Source organism: Qipengyuania citrea (assembly GCF_009828015.1).
GTDB lineage: Bacteria > Pseudomonadota > Alphaproteobacteria > Sphingomonadales > Sphingomonadaceae > Qipengyuania > Qipengyuania citrea.
Genome location: NZ_WTYG01000001.1, coordinates 561,611 through 576,545, shown reverse-complemented (window position 1 = coordinate 576,545; position 14,935 = coordinate 561,611). Strand labels below are relative to the sequence as shown.

The 14,935-nt window shown below is 64.9% G+C and carries 17 protein-coding genes; 10 read left to right on the top strand and 7 right to left on the bottom strand.

What is annotated here, in order from left to right; genetic code table 11:
* Positions 1-40 precede the first annotated feature (40 nt).
* Complete coding sequence (locus GRI55_RS02630) at positions 41-979, top strand: ABC transporter ATP-binding protein (protein ID WP_050601681.1); 939 nt, start codon at positions 41-43, stop codon at positions 977-979.
* A gap of 9 nt (positions 980-988) precedes the next feature.
* On the opposite strand, the gene GRI55_RS02625 is transcribed toward GRI55_RS02630, so the two are convergent.
* A complete protein-coding gene (locus GRI55_RS02625) occupies positions 989-1,177 on the bottom strand; it encodes a hypothetical protein (RefSeq protein WP_156488705.1) in 189 nt (62 codons plus the stop codon).
* Positions 1,178-1,315: 138 nt separating this feature from the next.
* Between GRI55_RS02625 and nadB the strand changes: the two genes are divergently transcribed.
* Together nadB and GRI55_RS02615 are read left to right on the top strand one after the other, a co-directional pair.
* Entirely contained in the window at positions 1,316-2,902 is a 1,587-nt protein-coding gene (gene nadB, locus GRI55_RS02620; RefSeq protein ID WP_160766104.1) for an L-aspartate oxidase, read from the top strand.
* Positions 2,903-3,008: 106 nt separating this feature from the next.
* Positions 3,009-3,848, top strand: coding sequence for a GGDEF domain-containing protein (locus tag GRI55_RS02615; protein ID WP_160766103.1), 840 nt, complete (start codon positions 3,009-3,011; stop codon positions 3,846-3,848).
* Between the two features lie 17 nt (positions 3,849-3,865).
* On the opposite strand, the gene GRI55_RS02610 is transcribed toward GRI55_RS02615, so the two are convergent.
* On the bottom strand, positions 3,866-4,213 hold the full coding sequence (locus GRI55_RS02610; protein WP_160766102.1) for a PilZ domain-containing protein: 348 nt from the start codon (positions 4,211-4,213) through the stop codon (positions 3,866-3,868).
* Positions 4,214-4,467: 254 nt separating this feature from the next.
* Between GRI55_RS02610 and GRI55_RS02605 the strand changes: the two genes are divergently transcribed.
* The gene (locus GRI55_RS02605) at positions 4,468-5,358 is read left to right on the top strand and encodes an alpha/beta fold hydrolase (protein WP_237452380.1); all 891 of its coding nucleotides are present in this window, start codon (positions 4,468-4,470) and stop codon (positions 5,356-5,358) included.
* A gap of 586 nt (positions 5,359-5,944) precedes the next feature.
* Positions 5,945-7,969: a ribonucleoside-diphosphate reductase subunit alpha gene (locus GRI55_RS02600; RefSeq protein WP_063511313.1), complete on the top strand. Its 2,025-nt coding sequence runs from the start codon at positions 5,945-5,947 to the stop codon at positions 7,967-7,969.
* Positions 7,970-8,104: 135 nt separating this feature from the next.
* Here the strand turns inward: GRI55_RS02600 and GRI55_RS02595 are convergent, their stop codons facing one another.
* Together GRI55_RS02595 and GRI55_RS02590 are read right to left on the bottom strand one after the other, a co-directional pair.
* On the bottom strand, positions 8,105-8,341 hold the full coding sequence (locus tag GRI55_RS02595; RefSeq protein WP_063505988.1) for a DUF2171 domain-containing protein: 237 nt from the start codon (positions 8,339-8,341) through the stop codon (positions 8,105-8,107).
* Between the two features lie 236 nt (positions 8,342-8,577).
* Positions 8,578-8,883 carry a hypothetical protein gene (locus GRI55_RS02590; protein WP_160766100.1) on the bottom strand — a complete coding sequence of 102 codons (306 nt, stop codon included), beginning with the start codon at positions 8,881-8,883 and terminating at the stop codon, positions 8,578-8,580.
* 193 nt (positions 8,884-9,076) lie between these two features.
* Between GRI55_RS02590 and GRI55_RS02585 the strand changes: the two genes are divergently transcribed.
* The 3 genes from GRI55_RS02585 to socB are packed head-to-tail and all read left to right on the top strand — an operon-like array spanning position 9,077 to position 11,379.
* Positions 9,077-10,138: a ribonucleotide-diphosphate reductase subunit beta gene (locus GRI55_RS02585; protein WP_050601689.1), complete on the top strand. Its 1,062-nt coding sequence runs from the start codon at positions 9,077-9,079 to the stop codon at positions 10,136-10,138.
* Complete coding sequence (gene socA, locus GRI55_RS15295; RefSeq protein WP_370873262.1) at positions 10,110-10,697, top strand: type VI toxin-antitoxin system SocA family antitoxin; 588 nt, start codon at positions 10,110-10,112, stop codon at positions 10,695-10,697. Before GRI55_RS02585 ends, socA begins: the two co-directional genes overlap by 29 nt.
* Complete coding sequence (socB, locus tag GRI55_RS02575) at positions 10,672-11,379, top strand: type VI toxin-antitoxin system SocB family DNA replication inhibitor toxin (protein WP_160766098.1); 708 nt, start codon at positions 10,672-10,674, stop codon at positions 11,377-11,379. Before socA ends, socB begins: the two co-directional genes overlap by 26 nt.
* Before the next feature lie 11 nt (positions 11,380-11,390).
* On the opposite strand, the gene GRI55_RS02570 is transcribed toward socB, so the two are convergent.
* On the bottom strand, positions 11,391-11,861 hold the full coding sequence (locus GRI55_RS02570; protein ID WP_160766097.1) for a thermonuclease family protein: 471 nt from the start codon (positions 11,859-11,861) through the stop codon (positions 11,391-11,393).
* 253 nt (positions 11,862-12,114) lie between these two features.
* Here GRI55_RS02570 and GRI55_RS02565 point away from each other — a divergent pair, with 253 nt between their 5' ends.
* A complete protein-coding gene (locus GRI55_RS02565) occupies positions 12,115-12,336 on the top strand; it encodes a hypothetical protein (protein ID WP_160766096.1) in 222 nt (73 codons plus the stop codon).
* Positions 12,337-12,402: 66 nt separating this feature from the next.
* Here the strand turns inward: GRI55_RS02565 and GRI55_RS02560 are convergent, their stop codons facing one another.
* Positions 12,403-13,062: a hypothetical protein gene (locus GRI55_RS02560; RefSeq protein WP_237452379.1), complete on the bottom strand. Its 660-nt coding sequence runs from the start codon at positions 13,060-13,062 to the stop codon at positions 12,403-12,405.
* 361 nt (positions 13,063-13,423) lie between these two features.
* Entirely contained in the window at positions 13,424-13,810 is a 387-nt protein-coding gene (locus GRI55_RS02555; protein WP_160766095.1) for a hypothetical protein, read from the bottom strand.
* Positions 13,811-14,024: 214 nt separating this feature from the next.
* On the opposite strand from GRI55_RS02555, the gene argB reads away from it, so the two are divergent.
* Positions 14,025-14,921, top strand: coding sequence for an acetylglutamate kinase (argB, locus tag GRI55_RS02550; protein ID WP_063506338.1), 897 nt, complete (start codon positions 14,025-14,027; stop codon positions 14,919-14,921).
* The last annotated feature ends 14 nt before the right edge of the window (positions 14,922-14,935 follow it).

Below are 14,935 nucleotides of genomic sequence, written 5' to 3'. Positions count from 1 at the left end.
CCGCTTGTCGCGCCATGGCCGCACCCCTAGGTCACCCATCATGCAGACACCCCCAGCCATCCGTATCGACAATCTGGTCAAGGAATACGCCTCGCCCGGCCCGGGCGAACCGCCAAAGCTGGCGCTCAAGGGGGTGAGCTTCGACGTGCCGCAGGGCGGGATCTTCGGCCTGCTCGGTCCCAATGGCGCGGGCAAGTCGACGCTGATCAACATCCTTGCGGGGCTGGTGCGCAAGACGGGCGGCAATGCCGAGATCTGGGGATTCGATACCGACGACAATCCGCGCAATGCCAAGCGTTCGATCGGCATCGTGCCGCAGGAAATCGTCTTCGATCCGTTCTTCACCCCGTTCGAAGTGCTGGAGAACCAGGCCGGGTTCTACGGCATCCCCAAGGCCGAGCGGCGCAGCGAGGAACTGCTCAAGGCGGTCCATCTGTGGGACAAGCGCGATGCCTATGCGCGCACGCTGTCGGGCGGGATGAAACGGCGCCTGCTGATTGCCAAGGCGATGGTCCATTCACCGCCGATCCTGGTGCTCGACGAGCCGACCGCCGGGGTCGATGTCGAACTGCGCCGCCAGCTGTGGGAACTGGTGACCGAACTCAACCGCGAGGGCGTGACCGTGGTGCTGACCACGCATTATCTCGAGGAAGCCGAGCAGCTGTGCGACCGCATCGCGATCATCAACCACGGCGAACTGATCGCCGACAAGCCGACCCGCGAACTGGTCGACATGGCGCGCGAAAAGATCGTCTCGATCACCGTCGACAAGGATCTGGGCGGCCCGATCATGGAGCCCGCCTTCACCAAGGCCGAAGTGATCGAACCGCGGCGGCTGGAGATTACCTATGATCGCGACCGGACGAGCGCGGGGCAGGTGCTCGCGCTCGTCCAGTCGCACGGCTATGCGATCGAGGATGTCACCACGCGCGAAGCCGACCTGGAAGATGTCTTCGTCCAGCTGACCGGCGCGGGGTGATTGCCCCGATTACATGAACGCGCGTGGGCCCAGGCCCGCATCGCGGACCTTCTGTACCGCCCACGAATGCGGTTCGACTTCTTCCATCGGTGCCTTGCAATTGCGGCAGCGCCCGACCTGCTGCCCGCTTACGCGCGTGATCTTCTCGCGGTCGATGCTGTGCCGGCCCAGGGCACAGCCGATACGTCCCATAGTCATGATGTCGCGACCCTCCAGTCCCGTTATGTATGTCCCCTGTTGCCGCGCCCCCTAGGCCGAAGATCGGCCGACAATAAGCTTGCTGCGCCGAATCGTTCCTTGCTTGCCGCGTAGTGATTGGATCGGCATGACGCGCGCATGACAGACACCCCGCACGACGTCCTCGTGATCGGTTCGGGCGCCGCCGGTCTCACCGCCGCGCTCGCGCTGGCCGAAACCAAGAAGGTCCTGGTCCTCGCCAAGGGCCGGCTCGACAGTGGCTCCACCGCATGGGCGCAGGGCGGCATCGCCGCGGTGCTCGATGCGGGCGATACGTTCGACAACCACATCCGCGACACGATGGTTGCCGGCGCGGGGCTCAACGACCGCGAAACGGTCGAATTCGTGATCGAGCGCGCCCCCGCCTCGATCGACCGCCTGTGCGAACTGGGGGTCCCGTTCAACCGCGAAGAGGATGACCTGCACCTCACCCGTGAAGGCGGGCATTCGCATCGCCGGATCGTCCATGTGAACGATGCGACCGGCTGGGCGGTGCAGGCCGCGCTGCTCAAGGCGGCGGAGGAAAACCCCAATATCACGCTGCTGCCGGGGCAAAGCTGCGTCGATCTGATCACCGGCCGCAACCAGGTCGCCTATTCGGGATCGGGCCGGGTCTGGGGCGCCTATGCGCTGGACGAAGGCAGCGGCAAGGTCGTCGCGCATGTCGCGCGCGCCACGGTCATGGCAGCGGGCGGCGCAGGGCGCGTCTATCTCTTTTCCACCGCGCCGCGCGGTGCCACGGGCGACGGGATCGCGATGGCCTGGCGGGCGGGGGCGCGGGTGTCGAACATGGAAATGATGCAGTTCCACCCGACCTGCCTCTACAATCTCGAGGTCAAGAATTTCCTCATCACCGAGGCGGTGCGCGGCGAGGGCGGTCGGCTGGTCAATCCCGATACCGGCGAGCGGTATATGGAAAAATACGATCCCGAGCGGATGGAACTGGCGCCGCGCGACATCGTCGCACGCGCCAATGACGACCAGATCAAGCGCTTCGGGCTCGATTACGTCCATCTCGACATCAGTCACCAGCCGCCCGAATTCGTGCGCCAGCACTTCCCGACGATCCACGAGAAACTGCTCGGGCTGGGCATCGACATGACCAAGGGCCCGATCCCGGTCGTCCCGGCGCAGCATTACACCTGCGGCGGGATCAAGATCGGGCTCGATGCGAAGACCGACCTGCCGGGCCTGTGGGCGGCGGGCGAATGCACCGAAAGCGGCCTGCACGGCGCCAACCGGCTCGCGTCGAACAGCCTGCTCGAGTGCTTTGTCTTCGGCGAGGCGGCGGCAAAGGACATCCTCGAATGCTGGGACACGCTCGATGATCCGCCCGCAATCCTTGCCTGGGACGAAAGCCGGGTGACCGATTCGGACGAGGAGGTGGTGATCAAGCAGAACTGGACCGAGATCCGCCGCTTCATGTGGAATTACGTCGGCATCGTGCGGACCACCAAGCGGCTGGAGCGCGCGGCGCACCGCATCCGCCTGCTGCGCGAGGAGGTCGAGGATTATTACGGCCACTTCCGCGTCACCACCGACCTGATCGAGCTGCGCAACCTGCTCGAATGCGCCAATCTGATCGTGCAGAGCGCGCTTAGCCGGAAGGAAAGCCGCGGGCTGCATTTCATCACCGATTACCCCGTGACCGATCCGGTGGCCCGCGACACCGTGCTCATCCCCTAGCACGCGCGCTGCGCCGCGATCCCGGCACGGCACGGAACCGCGCTCGCCGGTACGGATTACCGTGCTGGAACAACGACAAACATACGGCACGAGGGCCAGAAGCTTCATGCGTTTCTACCGAGCGACCTCCTTTATCTTCCCCCGCCACTACACTGCCCGTATCTTCACCATCAGCTTCGGGGCGGTGCATATCCCGCTGATCACCTATCTCGTACTCGAAGCGATCCGGGGGCATTGGGACTGGCCGACCTTCACCGTGCTGCTGATTGCGACGGTGATCGGCAGCGGCTTTGCCATCGCCGGACTGGCCGGGCTGCTTCGCCCGGTTTCCGTCGCGACCCGCGGCATGCGCGCGCTGCGTGACGGAACCCCGGTGCAGGACATTCCCGCGGGCGGGCCCGACATGGCGGGCGAATTGCTCGAATCCGTGGCGCACGCGCTGCGCTCGACCAGCGAGCGGTTCGATGAACTCAAGGATATGGCGGTAACCGACCCGCTTACAGGCCTGTTCAACCGGCGCGGTTTCGCCGAACTGCTCGAACAGGACCCCTCGGCGCGCGGCACGCTCGCGCTGCTCGACGGCGACCGGTTCAAGCAGGTCAACGACCAGTTGGGCCATGCCGAGGGTGACCGCTTGCTGCGCTCGATCGCCGATCGGCTCAAGGACCGCACACGGTCCCAGGATGTCGCTGCCCGCTGGGGCGGCGATGAATTCGTGGTGTTCCTCAAGGACATGTCGATCGAAGAAGCGCGGCGGGTGCTGAAACGCGTCCAGCTATCGCTCCGCCGCCGCCCGATCGCCCGGCTAGACGGGATACCGGTCACTTTCAGCGCGGGCTATGCGGAAATATCTGCGATGTCGGCGGAAGCGATCGAGGCCGCGGTGAAGGAAGCCGACCGCGAAATGTACAGCCGCAAGCGGGAAGAGCGCATGGCCGGCGCGTAAGCGCGCGCCGCGCCGCGTCAGTCGGACGCCGATCGCCAGGTCGCCATCGACCAGTCGCTGCGCAGCATCCAGTCGTCCATGGCATAGTGGCGCACGACTCGCTGGCTGACGGGTTCGAGGAAGAAGATCCCGATGCTCTCGCCCAGCTGCCAGGCGACTTCCCCCGCCGCCACCTGGCCGGGCAGCAGCACGACTTCGACCCGGGTGCCCACTTCGGCCACGATATCCTGGCATTCGACCATGCAGCCGGAGGGGGACAGATTGCGCATGGCGCAGCGCAGCCCGTGGCCGCCGATGGTGATGCGCAGGTCGTCCAGCGTGCCGCTGCGATCCTCTCCGCGTCGCTCCATCGTCCTCTCACTCATCCCGCAGGCCCTCCATCCTCACGCCGCCCGCGCGGCACCCGATCGAGCGCGAGGCCTGCACGGTCTGCTGCACCGGCGGCCTCGCGCGCTTTCCCGGCCTGCAGGGAGGGATGCCACTTTCCGGCGGTTTCCGATTGTATGCACACGCCATTGCCGGTGCCTTCGCGCGGCTAGCCGCGCCGCCCGATTGCGCTGGACAAGCGTGGGTCAATGCGGTGAGGTCGGCCCTGCAACCATCGGACGGGGAGACGGCATTGCCTAAAGCGACGGCGAACGGGATCGAAATTCACTACGAAGAGCGGGGCGATGCGGCCAATCCGCCGATGCTTTTGATCATGGGCTTCGGCGCGCAATTGACACTGTGGCCCGAAGAACTGGTCGATGCCTTGGTCGAACGCGGATTTCGCGTCATCCGCTACGACAATCGCGATGTCGGGCTGAGCCAGAAATTCGACGGGGTCAAAGCGCCCGGGATCGTCAAGATGACGTTGCTGTCGAAGATCGGCCTGAAGCCCAAAGTGCCTTACACGCTGGCCGACATGGCGGATGATGGTGCCGGGCTGCTCGACGCACTGGGGATCGACAAAGCGCATATCGTCGGTGCCAGCATGGGCGGGATGATCGCGCAGCATTTCGCCGCGCGCCATGCGGACAAATGCCTCTCGCTCACCTCGATCTTCTCGACCACGGGCAATCCCAAGCTGCCCGCTGCCAAGCCCGAGGCGATGAAGGCGCTGATCACGCGGCCCGCCAGCAGCGACGAGGACGCATTGGTCGACCACGGGATGATGCTCGCGCGCACGATCGGCTCGCCGGGCTATCCCACTGCCGAAGACCACTTGCGCGAGCGCACCCGCGCCAGCGTTCAGCGCAGCTTCTATCCCGAAGGGCCAACGCGGCATCTCTCGGCGATCGTCGCCGATGGCGACCGGCGCGAAATGCTCAAGCAGATCGCAGTGCCCACGCTGGTGCTGCATGGCGAAGACGATCCGCTGGTTCCGTGCGAAGGCGGGCGCGACACGGCCGCCACCATCCCCGGTGCCCGGATCAGGACGATTCCCGGATGGGGCCACGACCTCCCGGTCGAACTCGTCGACGACATCGCCGATGCGGTGGCCACCCACGCCCGTTCGGCTGCGGAATAGCGCCAGCGGACCGGAACTCCGGTTCGGGCGTGGGGGTCTCACCCCGCGCGCCCGATTCGGCTGCCGCTGCAGGTCCTTCGCGTGCCTGCCACGACGCGTTCGGCCGCGGCATGGGAGGAGCTGCCCGATTCCAAAATTGCGCGGCGGGATTCGAATGATTCTCAAGCCGGAACGATGATTTTTGCCCGCAAAATTTTTTTCCCGGATTCATTTTGCCCCTTGCGTCCGCGGCAAGTCCAGCTTGGTCCACGCGTCGCAGCGTTGCACTTGTCTAACGCACCCTGTCCGGGCGGCCCCGCAGCGCGCCAATTCGCCGCGAGCCCCCTTGCGCGCAGGGACTCACTGATTCAGTATCTAGTGGTTGGTCTGCGGGGTTAACCCACAAGACCTAGCTTTCGGCGGCAAGGCTCCCCATATCGGGTGGGTCGCCGCCCAGGCCGGGGTTGTGGGGAAATACGGGATAAGTTTCCGCCCTCGACCGACGCAATTTTGCTAGGTGGGACGCACGTCTTGCCGACTCGAACACAAGCGGAACATCCGGGCTGCATCGGCAGACCGGTGGCGCACCACAATGGCGGGGCTGACGATGGATTTCAAAAGCGGGGACGACACGGCGATGGCACTGGATATCGAAACACAGGACGACACCGCCACCGAACCCACCACGGATGAGAAAGCGGTCGCCATGGACAGGACGGACAAGGGCAGCGAAGATCTGGTGCAGGACGCCGCTGGCCAGGCGCTGGCCGGCGCGGTCGCCAGCGCGACCTCGGAAGCGGCCGAACATGACAGCAAGAAGGTGCTCGATCGCCGGTTCGACGTGAAGACCGACGAGAGCCGCGATGCGCTGCTGACCGAATTCGGCAAGGAAACGCTGACCGATCGTTACCTGCTCCCGGGTGAAGGCTACCAGGACCTGTTTGCGCGTGTGGCCGATTATTTCGCCGACGATGCCGAACATGCGCAGCGGCTTTACGACTATATCTCGAACCTCTGGTTCATGCCCGCCACGCCCGTGCTGTCGAACGGCGGCACCACGCGCGGGCTGCCGATTTCCTGCTATCTCAACAGCGTGTCGGACAGCCTCGACGGCATCGTCAACACCTGGAACGAGAACGTCTGGCTCGCCTCGAAGGGCGGCGGCATCGGCACCTATTGGGGCAATGTCCGCGGGATCGGCGAACCGGTCGGCCTCAATGGCAAGACCAGCGGCATCATCCCCTTCGTGCGGGTGATGGATTCGCTCACGCTCGCAATTTCGCAAGGCTCGCTGCGCCGCGGTTCGGCGGCCTGCTATATCGACGTTTCGCACCCCGAGATCGAGGAGTTCCTCGAGATCCGCAAGCCGAGCGGCGACTTCAACCGCAAGGCGCTGAACCTGCACCACGGCGTGCTGGTCACCGATGCCTTCATGGAAGCGGTGCGCGCGGGCGAGGAATTCGACCTCGTGTCCCCGCGCGACGGATCGGTGCGCAAGACCATCGACGCGCGCGGCCTGTTCCAGAAGCTGGTCGAAACCCGGCTCGCCACGGGCGAACCCTACATCGTGTTCTCCGACACGGTGAACCGCATGATGCCCAAGCATCACCGCGAACTGGGGCTCAAGGTCTCGACCTCGAACCTGTGCGCCGAAATCACGCTGCCCACCGGCATCGACCATCTCGGCAACGATCGCACTGCAGTGTGCTGCCTGTCCTCGCTCAATCTCGAGAAATGGGACGAATGGAGCGGCGACAAGCAGTTCATCGAGGACATCATGCGTTTCCTCGACAACGTCCTGCAGGACTATATCGACCGGGCGCCCGACCAGATGGCGCGCGCGAAATATTCGGCCATGCGCGAACGCAGCGTGGGCCTCGGCGTGATGGGCTTCCACTCCTTCCTCCAGGCCAAGAGCATCGGCTTCGAAAGCCCGATGGCCAAGGTGTGGAACCTCAAGATGTTCAAGCATATCAGCGCCAAGGCGGAAGAAGCCTCGCTGGTGCTGGCGCAGGAACGCGGGCCGTGCCCCGACGCTGCCGAAACCGGCGCGATGGAACGCTTCAGCTGCAAGATGGCGATCGCGCCGACCGCGTCGATCAGCATCATCTGCGGCGGGACCAGCGCCTGCATCGAACCGATCCCGGCCAATATCTACACGCACAAGACGCTGTCGGGCTCGTTCATCGTCAAGAACCCCTATCTCGAGAAGATCCTCGACCGGAAGAGCAAGAACTCGACCAATGTCTGGAATTCGATCCTCGAGCGGGGCGGCAGCGTCCAGCACCTCGACTTCCTGACGCCCGAGGAAAAGGCGACCTTCAAGACCAGCTTCGAAATCGACCAGCGCTGGCTGCTCGAATTCGCCGGCGACCGGGCCCCCTTCATCGACCAGGCGCAGTCGCTGAACCTGTTCATCCCGGCCGATGTCGACAAGTGGGACCTGATGATGCTGCACTTCCAGGCGTGGGAAAAGGGCATCAAGTCGCTCTACTACCTCCGCTCGAAGAGCGTGCAGCGCGCCGGTTTCGCTGGCGGTGTGGAAGCGGACAACACCGCCGATGCCGCGAAGTTCGAACTGGCCGCGGGCGCCGAGCAGACCGATTACGAGGAATGCCTCGCCTGCCAGTAGGCCCGTGATGCCGGCAAGCCGCGGGGATGGCTCCCCCTGCGCTTCACCTGCACACAGGACAAGAGAAACCCCGCCGCCGGACATCCGGGGCGGGGTTTTCTGCGACCCTTGCAAGGGTCGTCGGAGGCGGGCGTGTCAGGCGACTGCCTTGTTGCCCAGGCCTTCGGGAATCCGTGCGGTTTCCTTCAGGTAGATGCGGTTGTCGTCGATCTTCTCGACATCGTCGAGGGCGAGGAAGTGGTGCATCGAATCGGCGCTGTCCGACTTGGTCAGCTTGATCGCGTCGCCCTCGACTTCGTCGACGGTCCCGACATGCTGTCCCTTGCAATCGGCGACTTCCATGTGTTCCTTGATGCGAATCTTCTCGAACATAAATTTCCCTTTGTTTTCGTTTGCTTACACCATACCAACGGGCGGCCTGCGGGATCGGTCCGCGCTTCGTCGAAGCTCATGCACGGCAGGGCCGTGGCCTCCGGGAAATGCTGGCCACACACAAACAATGACGCCCCGCCTCTGGGGGAGAGGCGGGGCGCCTGGGGCTTGCGGACATCGCCCGCAAAAGGGGAAACCGAACGATGTCGCAAATCCCCGAATGTGTGTGCCTGCGGTCAGGCGCCGCCTAACGGCCGGGCCGCATCGGCGCGCGCGCGCATGTCGGGCCGCGCATCATCGCCATCCGCGGCGGTGGCGGTATCGGACGCTTCCGCGCTGTCGCTGCGCGCCGTGTCCTGCTCCATCGCGCCATCGGCATCGCGCGCATTGCCATAGCCCATCCGCGCTTCGCCCTGCTCGGCATCCGCCTGAGGCTTGTCTGCGGGCTTGGCCGAGCCGTCCTGCGGCGCTTCGGCCTCGCGCCATTCGGCGCTTTCGTTGCTGTGGACGTCGCGTTGGTCGTCGGGGGCGTATTCACCCATGGTGTGTCTCCTTCACCCGACCAACGGCTGCCCAGGCCCCGGCGTTCCGCCATTCGCCGCAAGCGCGACGCGGCGGGCCGCACAAACCCCGCAGAAACCGTTTTATCCCCGCCGAATCATTCCCGCTTGCCTTCGAATCCCGGGTCTGATTCACTATATGGGACGTTCACGCTGAAAACCGGAGAACCACCAGATGTCGTTGCTCGAAGCCCGCAAGACCTACAAGCCCTTCGAGTACCCCTGGGCCTACGACTTCTGGAAACGCCAGCAGCAGATCCACTGGATGCCCGAGGAAGTGCCGCTCGGCGAGGACTGCCGCGACTGGGCGCAGAAGCTGTCCGAGCACGAGCGCAATTTGCTCACGCAGATCTTCCGCTTCTTCACCCAGGCCGATGTCGAGGTGCAGGATTGCTACCACGACAAATACGCGCGCGTGTTCAAGCCGACCGAGGTCAAGATGATGCTGACCGCCTTCTCCAACATGGAGACGGTGCACATCGCCGCCTATTCGCACCTGCTCGACACGATCGGCATGCCCGAAAGCGAATATTCCGCCTTCCTCGAATATGAGGAAATGGCCGACAAGCACAATTACATGCAGCAGTTCGGCGTCGACAATGACGAGGATATCGCGCGCACGCTGGCGATGTTCGGCGGCTTCACCGAAGGCATGCAGCTATTCGCCAGCTTCGCCATGCTGATGAACTTCCCGCGTTTCAACAAGATGAAGGGCATGGGCCAGATCGTCAGCTGGTCGGTGCGCGACGAATCGCTCCACTGCGAAGGCATCATCCGCATGTTCCACGAATTCGTGCGCGAGCGTGATTGCCTGACCAAGGCGGTCAAGGAAGACATCATCGACATCTGCCAGAAGTCGGTGCGGCTGGAAGACAATTTCATCGACCTCGCCTTCGAAATGGGCCCGGTCGCGGGCATGACGCCCAAGGAAATCAAGAAGTACATCCGCTACATCGCCGACTGGCGGCTGGGCCAGCTGGGTCTCCAGCCGATTTACATGATCGACGATCACCCGCTGCCCTGGCTCGCCCCGCTGCTCAACGGCGTGGAGCACGCCAACTTCTTCGAACAGCGCGCCACCGAATATTCCAAGGGCGCCACCACCGGCGACTGGAACACCGTCTGGTCGAGCTTCGACAGCCGCAACAAGGCCAAGGCCGCGAACGAGGAAGGCGCCGCGCAGGACGACGGCCCGGGACTGTTCGGTGATGAGGCGGGAGCGCAAGCGGCGGAGTGATATGGCGAGCGCCCCCCCTTATGATCCGCGTACTATCGCGAATGAATTATTTCACTTAGCCAACGAATATGGGTTGTTGATCACTCACCTAACAATCCAGAAGGCAGTTTATTTTCTTCATGAGAAGTATCTGCACAATCACGATGTTCCATTGTGTTTAGGTCATTTTGAGGCTTGGCAGCACGGACCGGTACATCCCCAATTGTGGGAATCTTTCAAGAAGTACGGTTCTGAGCCGGTAACGGCCCCAGCGGAAGGTTTCGATATACTGACGGGCGAAGCCAAAGAGCTTCCTCGCGTGTCCTCTCAAGAGGATCGGAGATTCCTAACCGCTAAGGGATTGGGGCTTATTGAATTGCCAGCTCATAGGCTGGTGGGGTTGTCTCATGCTCGCGGGGGGCCGTGGGATGCGGTCACGCGAATCGGGGGAAAACGACACTATGGTGCCAGAATTCCCAATGAACTCATTGTACAAAAGAGGAACGGACGATTGATGCCAGTTCGCGATTCGCGGACTTCAGACGAGGTGATGTATGAGCAACCGCCTACCCGAGACTGATTTGGCCAACTGGGCCCTCCTGTCGCGCGAAGCGAAGCGCAGTAACTTGGAGGCACACGAAAGGCCGAAGCTTATACCCGGATCTTACGAGCCGTTTAGGAAAGTCTTCCCTGACGCTATTAATCAACAGTACCCTCTTTTTGCATCAGGCTTACAGGGATCCCGATGGGAAGAAGTGGATCGGCGTCTGCGCCAGGAATGCAAGCGTAATGAGAAGCTGATAAAAATGAACCGCGAGATTCTTCAAGCGACGCATGATTATGCTCGCATGTACGATATCTCTGCATTGGCTATCGACGCGCAGCCTCTCCGTTTCTTCGGCGGAACTGATTACTTTTTTGGCCTCAGAATGTTGGTTCGCTATCGAGACAGGGCCTCATTTGTGTTTCTCGATATGCGTCGGAAGGGACTTTCGCCAGCGGGTCGCGAGTTTGTTTTCTCTGCGCTTCATCATCGTTATCGCGAGCCATACCCCGACTTTAAGAATGCACACATCGAGATCTGGAATTATCGTAATAACCGTTCACGTGATCTGGTTTGTCTTGAGCCTACCTTCGAGCCCCTCTCTTGGGACGTCATGAGCGAAGCCGTTATCGAAACACATCGGATCTGGGAGGAAGTGAGGCGCGGTGATGCAATTGACCGACGTGCAACAGGGACGTTGGGGCCGCTCTTCGACTGAGGACATAGCGTCTAGCACCACCCCCCTCTTCCCCCACCCCAATAGCCCCGCGCGCCGCCTTCGCGGCGCATGAAATCCGCCAGCCGGTCCTCACTGCCGTCGGGGCGCAGGCGGTAGACGGTTCGCAAGCCGCGGCCATAGCGGTCGGTGGGTTCGTCCAGCCGGTGCGTCATGCGGAAGGGGCCGCGGTTGAGCCAGCCTTGCAGCGCGCGGGTCGAGGCCTCGGCCTGCACCGCCTCCGCCGGGCATCCGGCATCCATCTCCGCCGTGTCGATCCCGACCACGCGCACGCTGCGCTCGCCCAGCTTGAACGTGTCGCCATCGACCACGCAGTAATAGCCGCGGCCGCGCCCGCAGCGGGTGAAGCGCCCCTCGATCACCTGCGGCTCGCTCGACAGCCAGCCGGGGGCGGGAAGGACGCCGGGCAGCGCGAAGACATAGGCCAGCGTCGCCAGCGCGATCAGCAGCAGCAGCGGGCGCATTGAGACCCATGCCTCGCGCCATGTCGGCTGCCGCGGCTTGAAGCGCGCGGGCCGGACCGTGCGCCTGACTGCGCGCCGTCGCCGTTTCGGTTTGAAGCGCGTTTTCCTGCCCATGACGCGCAAGGATAGCCCCGCGCCCCGCGGGTGCAATCGTGCAGCCTGCATGCATGCGCCGCCGCGCGGGCCTTGCTTCGCAGCGGCGGGAGTGCAAGCATCGCGCCCGAGCAACCTTCCGCTTACAGGAGACCTGCCGATGACCACCCGTCTTGCAAATTTCGCCCTTCCGCTGGCCGCCGCGCTGGCGCTTGCTGCTTGCGCCGAGTCCGAGGACACCGCCTATGAAGTCGATGCCACCGACGAGGGCGGCGGCGAGCTGATCGTGGCCGAGCAGCAGCCCGATGCGGTCGAGGTCGATACGCCCGACACGCCGATGACCAATGTCCCCGAAGAGGACGCGGAAGTCCCGGCCGAATAACGGGCGGCGGCCCCGCCCGCCGGAGCGGGGCGGGGCATCGCTGCGCGCGGCGAAGGGGTCTGCGTCCTACCAGCCCCAGGCGGCGGGCGGCGCGGCGATCGGCGTGCTCGCGTCGAATTCCACGCGGAACAGCCGCGTCGGATCATTGCGCCGCGTGAGCTGGTAGGCGAAGCGCGCATCCGTCTGCGCCGCCGGGTCGACCTCCACCCGCCAGACATTGGTCAGCGAGGCGCCCAGCCCTTCGCGCGTGAACAACGCGACGCTTTCGCCGTCGACCGGGAAGTCCTGCGCCCCCGCGCTGCCCGCAGCCGCGCTGGTCCCGCCATAGAAGGTCACCGCATCGGCCTCGCCATCGGCATGGCGATGGTCGTGCTTGAGCGTGAAGCGCGTCGCGGCCCCTTCACCCTCGCGCGTCACGATCCAGGTCCGGCTGCGGTTCCAACCGGCGGAGGCTTCCGGGTCTGCGACATGGAAGGCGATCGCCACGCGGGCTTCGTCGCACGCGGCCCAATGCGCCACCATGCGCTTGCCCGCCCAGTCCGCATCGCGCGCGTCCGTGCTGGCGAGGCCGCCCGCATAGGCCTTGCCGCAATGGCTCGACAGCGCCTGCCAGAACGCCTCCTGCGCGGTGGCGGCGGATGGCGATGCGCTTTGCGGTGCGGGCATGGCGCATCCTGCTAGCGGAGCGGCGGCAATCAGGGCGGACAGGATCTGTGTGCGGGTCATCGCGCGACCCTACCCCGCACGCGGCGAAAGGGAAGCGTTGCCGCGCGGCCGCCCGCTGCGCGCGCTTTCCTACGCGGGGGCGCAGCGGCTATCGCGGGGCCATGCCTGTCGCCCCTCTCCTTCGCCCCAACCAGCCCGAACGGGACCATCTACGGCTACGCGCGGTTTTTGCGTTTGGACCGTGGTCCATGCGGTCCATGTCATCAGACTGGCCGAGGGGGAAGCCTACAAGAGTCCAACACGCCAGGGCGTGCCGGGCCGCGGTGCGGAAACGCAAGGGGGCGGCAGGATCGCCTGCCGCCCCCGGGGCGGCCGCGCGGGGCAGGGAGGGGGTGCCCCGCGCGGCCGGTCGGCCTGTGGCTTACAGGTCGGGCTGCGTGTCGAGCTCGGTGTCGGTGTCGGCGTCGACCTCCGCATCCGCGCCGGGCGTGGCGAGCTCCGCATCGGTATCGGTCTCGAGGTCGCCATCGACCGCGACAGGGTCGTCGAGCCGGTCCTCGACCGCCTGTGCGCGTTCCTCGGCGGTCATCAGCGTGCGGTCGGCGGCGGTGGTGGTGTTATCGATCGCCGGATCGGTTATGGGGCCGGTATCGACGCGCGCTTCGGCAGCCGTATCGACCGTGCCAGTGACGGAGCCGGTGACGGGACCAGTCACAGGGCCGGTCACGGGACCGGTGACCTGCGCGCTGGCGGCGGTGGCGCCGGTGGCGGCGATGAGGGCGGCGGCAAGGGCAGTGAACTTGGTCATGATGCGTATCCCATTCTCGTTATCGGGACTGGGGATACGCCGCAGCCGCGCCGCCGGCCCCCGCAAATGCGCCCATCCGTGCGCTCCGATTGGCGAAACGAGCCGGTTCATCGGCGGTTTATCGCAGGTTTAGCCGGCGTTCATGCAGGCGGCGCTGCGGGCGCGGACGCACAAACCTTTGCCTCGGGCGCGCAGCGCGGCTATTTCGCCGCCGATGACCACCAGACCCGATATCCACGCCAAGGCCGAAACGCTGATCGAGGCGCTGCCCTACTTCCAGCGCTATGCCGGGCGCAGCTTCGTCGTGAAGTACGGCGGCAATGCCATGGGCGACGAGCGCGCGGCGCGCGAATTCGCCGAAGACGTGGTGCTGCTGCGCGCGGTGGGGATCAACCCGGTGGTGGTCCATGGCGGCGGCCCGCAGATCGGCGCGATGCTGGAGAAGCTCGGCGTCGAGACCACCTTCGTCGACGGCCTGCGCGTGACCGACAAGCAGACCGCCGAGGTCGCCGAAATGGTGCTGTCGGGCGCGATCAACAAGGCGATCGTCGGCTCGATCGCGCGCGCCGGGGGCAAGGCGATCGGCATCTCGGGCAAGGATGGCGGGCTCGTCACCGCGACCAAGCTGCAGCGCACGCACAAGGACCCCGACAGCAATATCGAGAAAGTGCTCGACCTGGGCTTCGTCGGCGAACCCTCGAAGGTCGACACCACGATCATCGAGACCGCGACCGGTGCGGGCATGATCCCCGTGGTCGCGCCGATCGGCGTGGGCGAGGACGGGCATACCTACAACATCAACGCCGACACCATGGCGGGCGCGCTGGCGGCGGCGCTGGGCGCGGCGCGGCTGCTGCTGCTGACCGATGTCGCGGGCGTGCTCGACAAGCAGGGCGGCCTGCTGACCGACCTCACGCCCGCCGACATCCGCCGGCTGCGCGACGACGGGACGATCTCGGGCGGGATGATCCCCAAGCTCGAAACCTGCGTCCAGGCAGTGGAATCGGGCTGCGAGGCGGCGGTGGTGCTCGACGGGCGCGTCCCGCATGCGATGCTGCTCGAGTTCTTCACCGCGCGCGGCGCGGGCACGCTGGTCGCCAAGGGGCGGTAATCGGTCGGTCGGGG

What these genes read in the sequence shown, in the direction of transcription:
- GRI55_RS02600 (WP_063511313.1), top strand. Translation starts at nt 5,945, where the DNA reads ATGGATTTCAAAAGCGGGGACGACACGGCGATGGCACTGGATATCGAA.
- GRI55_RS02595 (WP_063505988.1), bottom strand. Translation starts at nt 8,341, where the DNA reads ATGTTCGAGAAGATTCGCATCAAGGAACACATGGAAGTCGCCGATTGC.
- argB (WP_063506338.1), top strand. Translation starts at nt 14,025, where the DNA reads ATGACCACCAGACCCGATATCCACGCCAAGGCCGAAACGCTGATCGAG.
- GRI55_RS02555 (WP_160766095.1), bottom strand. Translation starts at nt 13,810, where the DNA reads ATGACCAAGTTCACTGCCCTTGCCGCCGCCCTCATCGCCGCCACCGGC.
- socA (WP_370873262.1), top strand. Translation starts at nt 10,110, where the DNA reads ATGAGGCGGGAGCGCAAGCGGCGGAGTGATATGGCGAGCGCCCCCCCT.
- GRI55_RS02590 (WP_160766100.1), bottom strand. Translation starts at nt 8,883, where the DNA reads ATGGGTGAATACGCCCCCGACGACCAACGCGACGTCCACAGCAACGAA.
- socB (WP_160766098.1), top strand. Translation starts at nt 10,672, where the DNA reads ATGAGCAACCGCCTACCCGAGACTGATTTGGCCAACTGGGCCCTCCTG.
- nadB (WP_160766104.1), top strand. Translation starts at nt 1,316, where the DNA reads ATGACAGACACCCCGCACGACGTCCTCGTGATCGGTTCGGGCGCCGCC.
- GRI55_RS02610 (WP_160766102.1), bottom strand. Translation starts at nt 4,213, where the DNA reads ATGAGTGAGAGGACGATGGAGCGACGCGGAGAGGATCGCAGCGGCACG.
- GRI55_RS02560 (WP_237452379.1), bottom strand. Translation starts at nt 13,062, where the DNA reads ATGACCCGCACACAGATCCTGTCCGCCCTGATTGCCGCCGCTCCGCTA.
- GRI55_RS02615 (WP_160766103.1), top strand. Translation starts at nt 3,009, where the DNA reads ATGCGTTTCTACCGAGCGACCTCCTTTATCTTCCCCCGCCACTACACT.
- GRI55_RS02630 (WP_050601681.1), top strand. Translation starts at nt 41, where the DNA reads ATGCAGACACCCCCAGCCATCCGTATCGACAATCTGGTCAAGGAATAC.
- GRI55_RS02585 (WP_050601689.1), top strand. Translation starts at nt 9,077, where the DNA reads ATGTCGTTGCTCGAAGCCCGCAAGACCTACAAGCCCTTCGAGTACCCC.
- GRI55_RS02565 (WP_160766096.1), top strand. Translation starts at nt 12,115, where the DNA reads ATGACCACCCGTCTTGCAAATTTCGCCCTTCCGCTGGCCGCCGCGCTG.
- GRI55_RS02625 (WP_156488705.1), bottom strand. Translation starts at nt 1,177, where the DNA reads ATGACTATGGGACGTATCGGCTGTGCCCTGGGCCGGCACAGCATCGAC.
- GRI55_RS02570 (WP_160766097.1), bottom strand. Translation starts at nt 11,861, where the DNA reads ATGCGCCCGCTGCTGCTGCTGATCGCGCTGGCGACGCTGGCCTATGTC.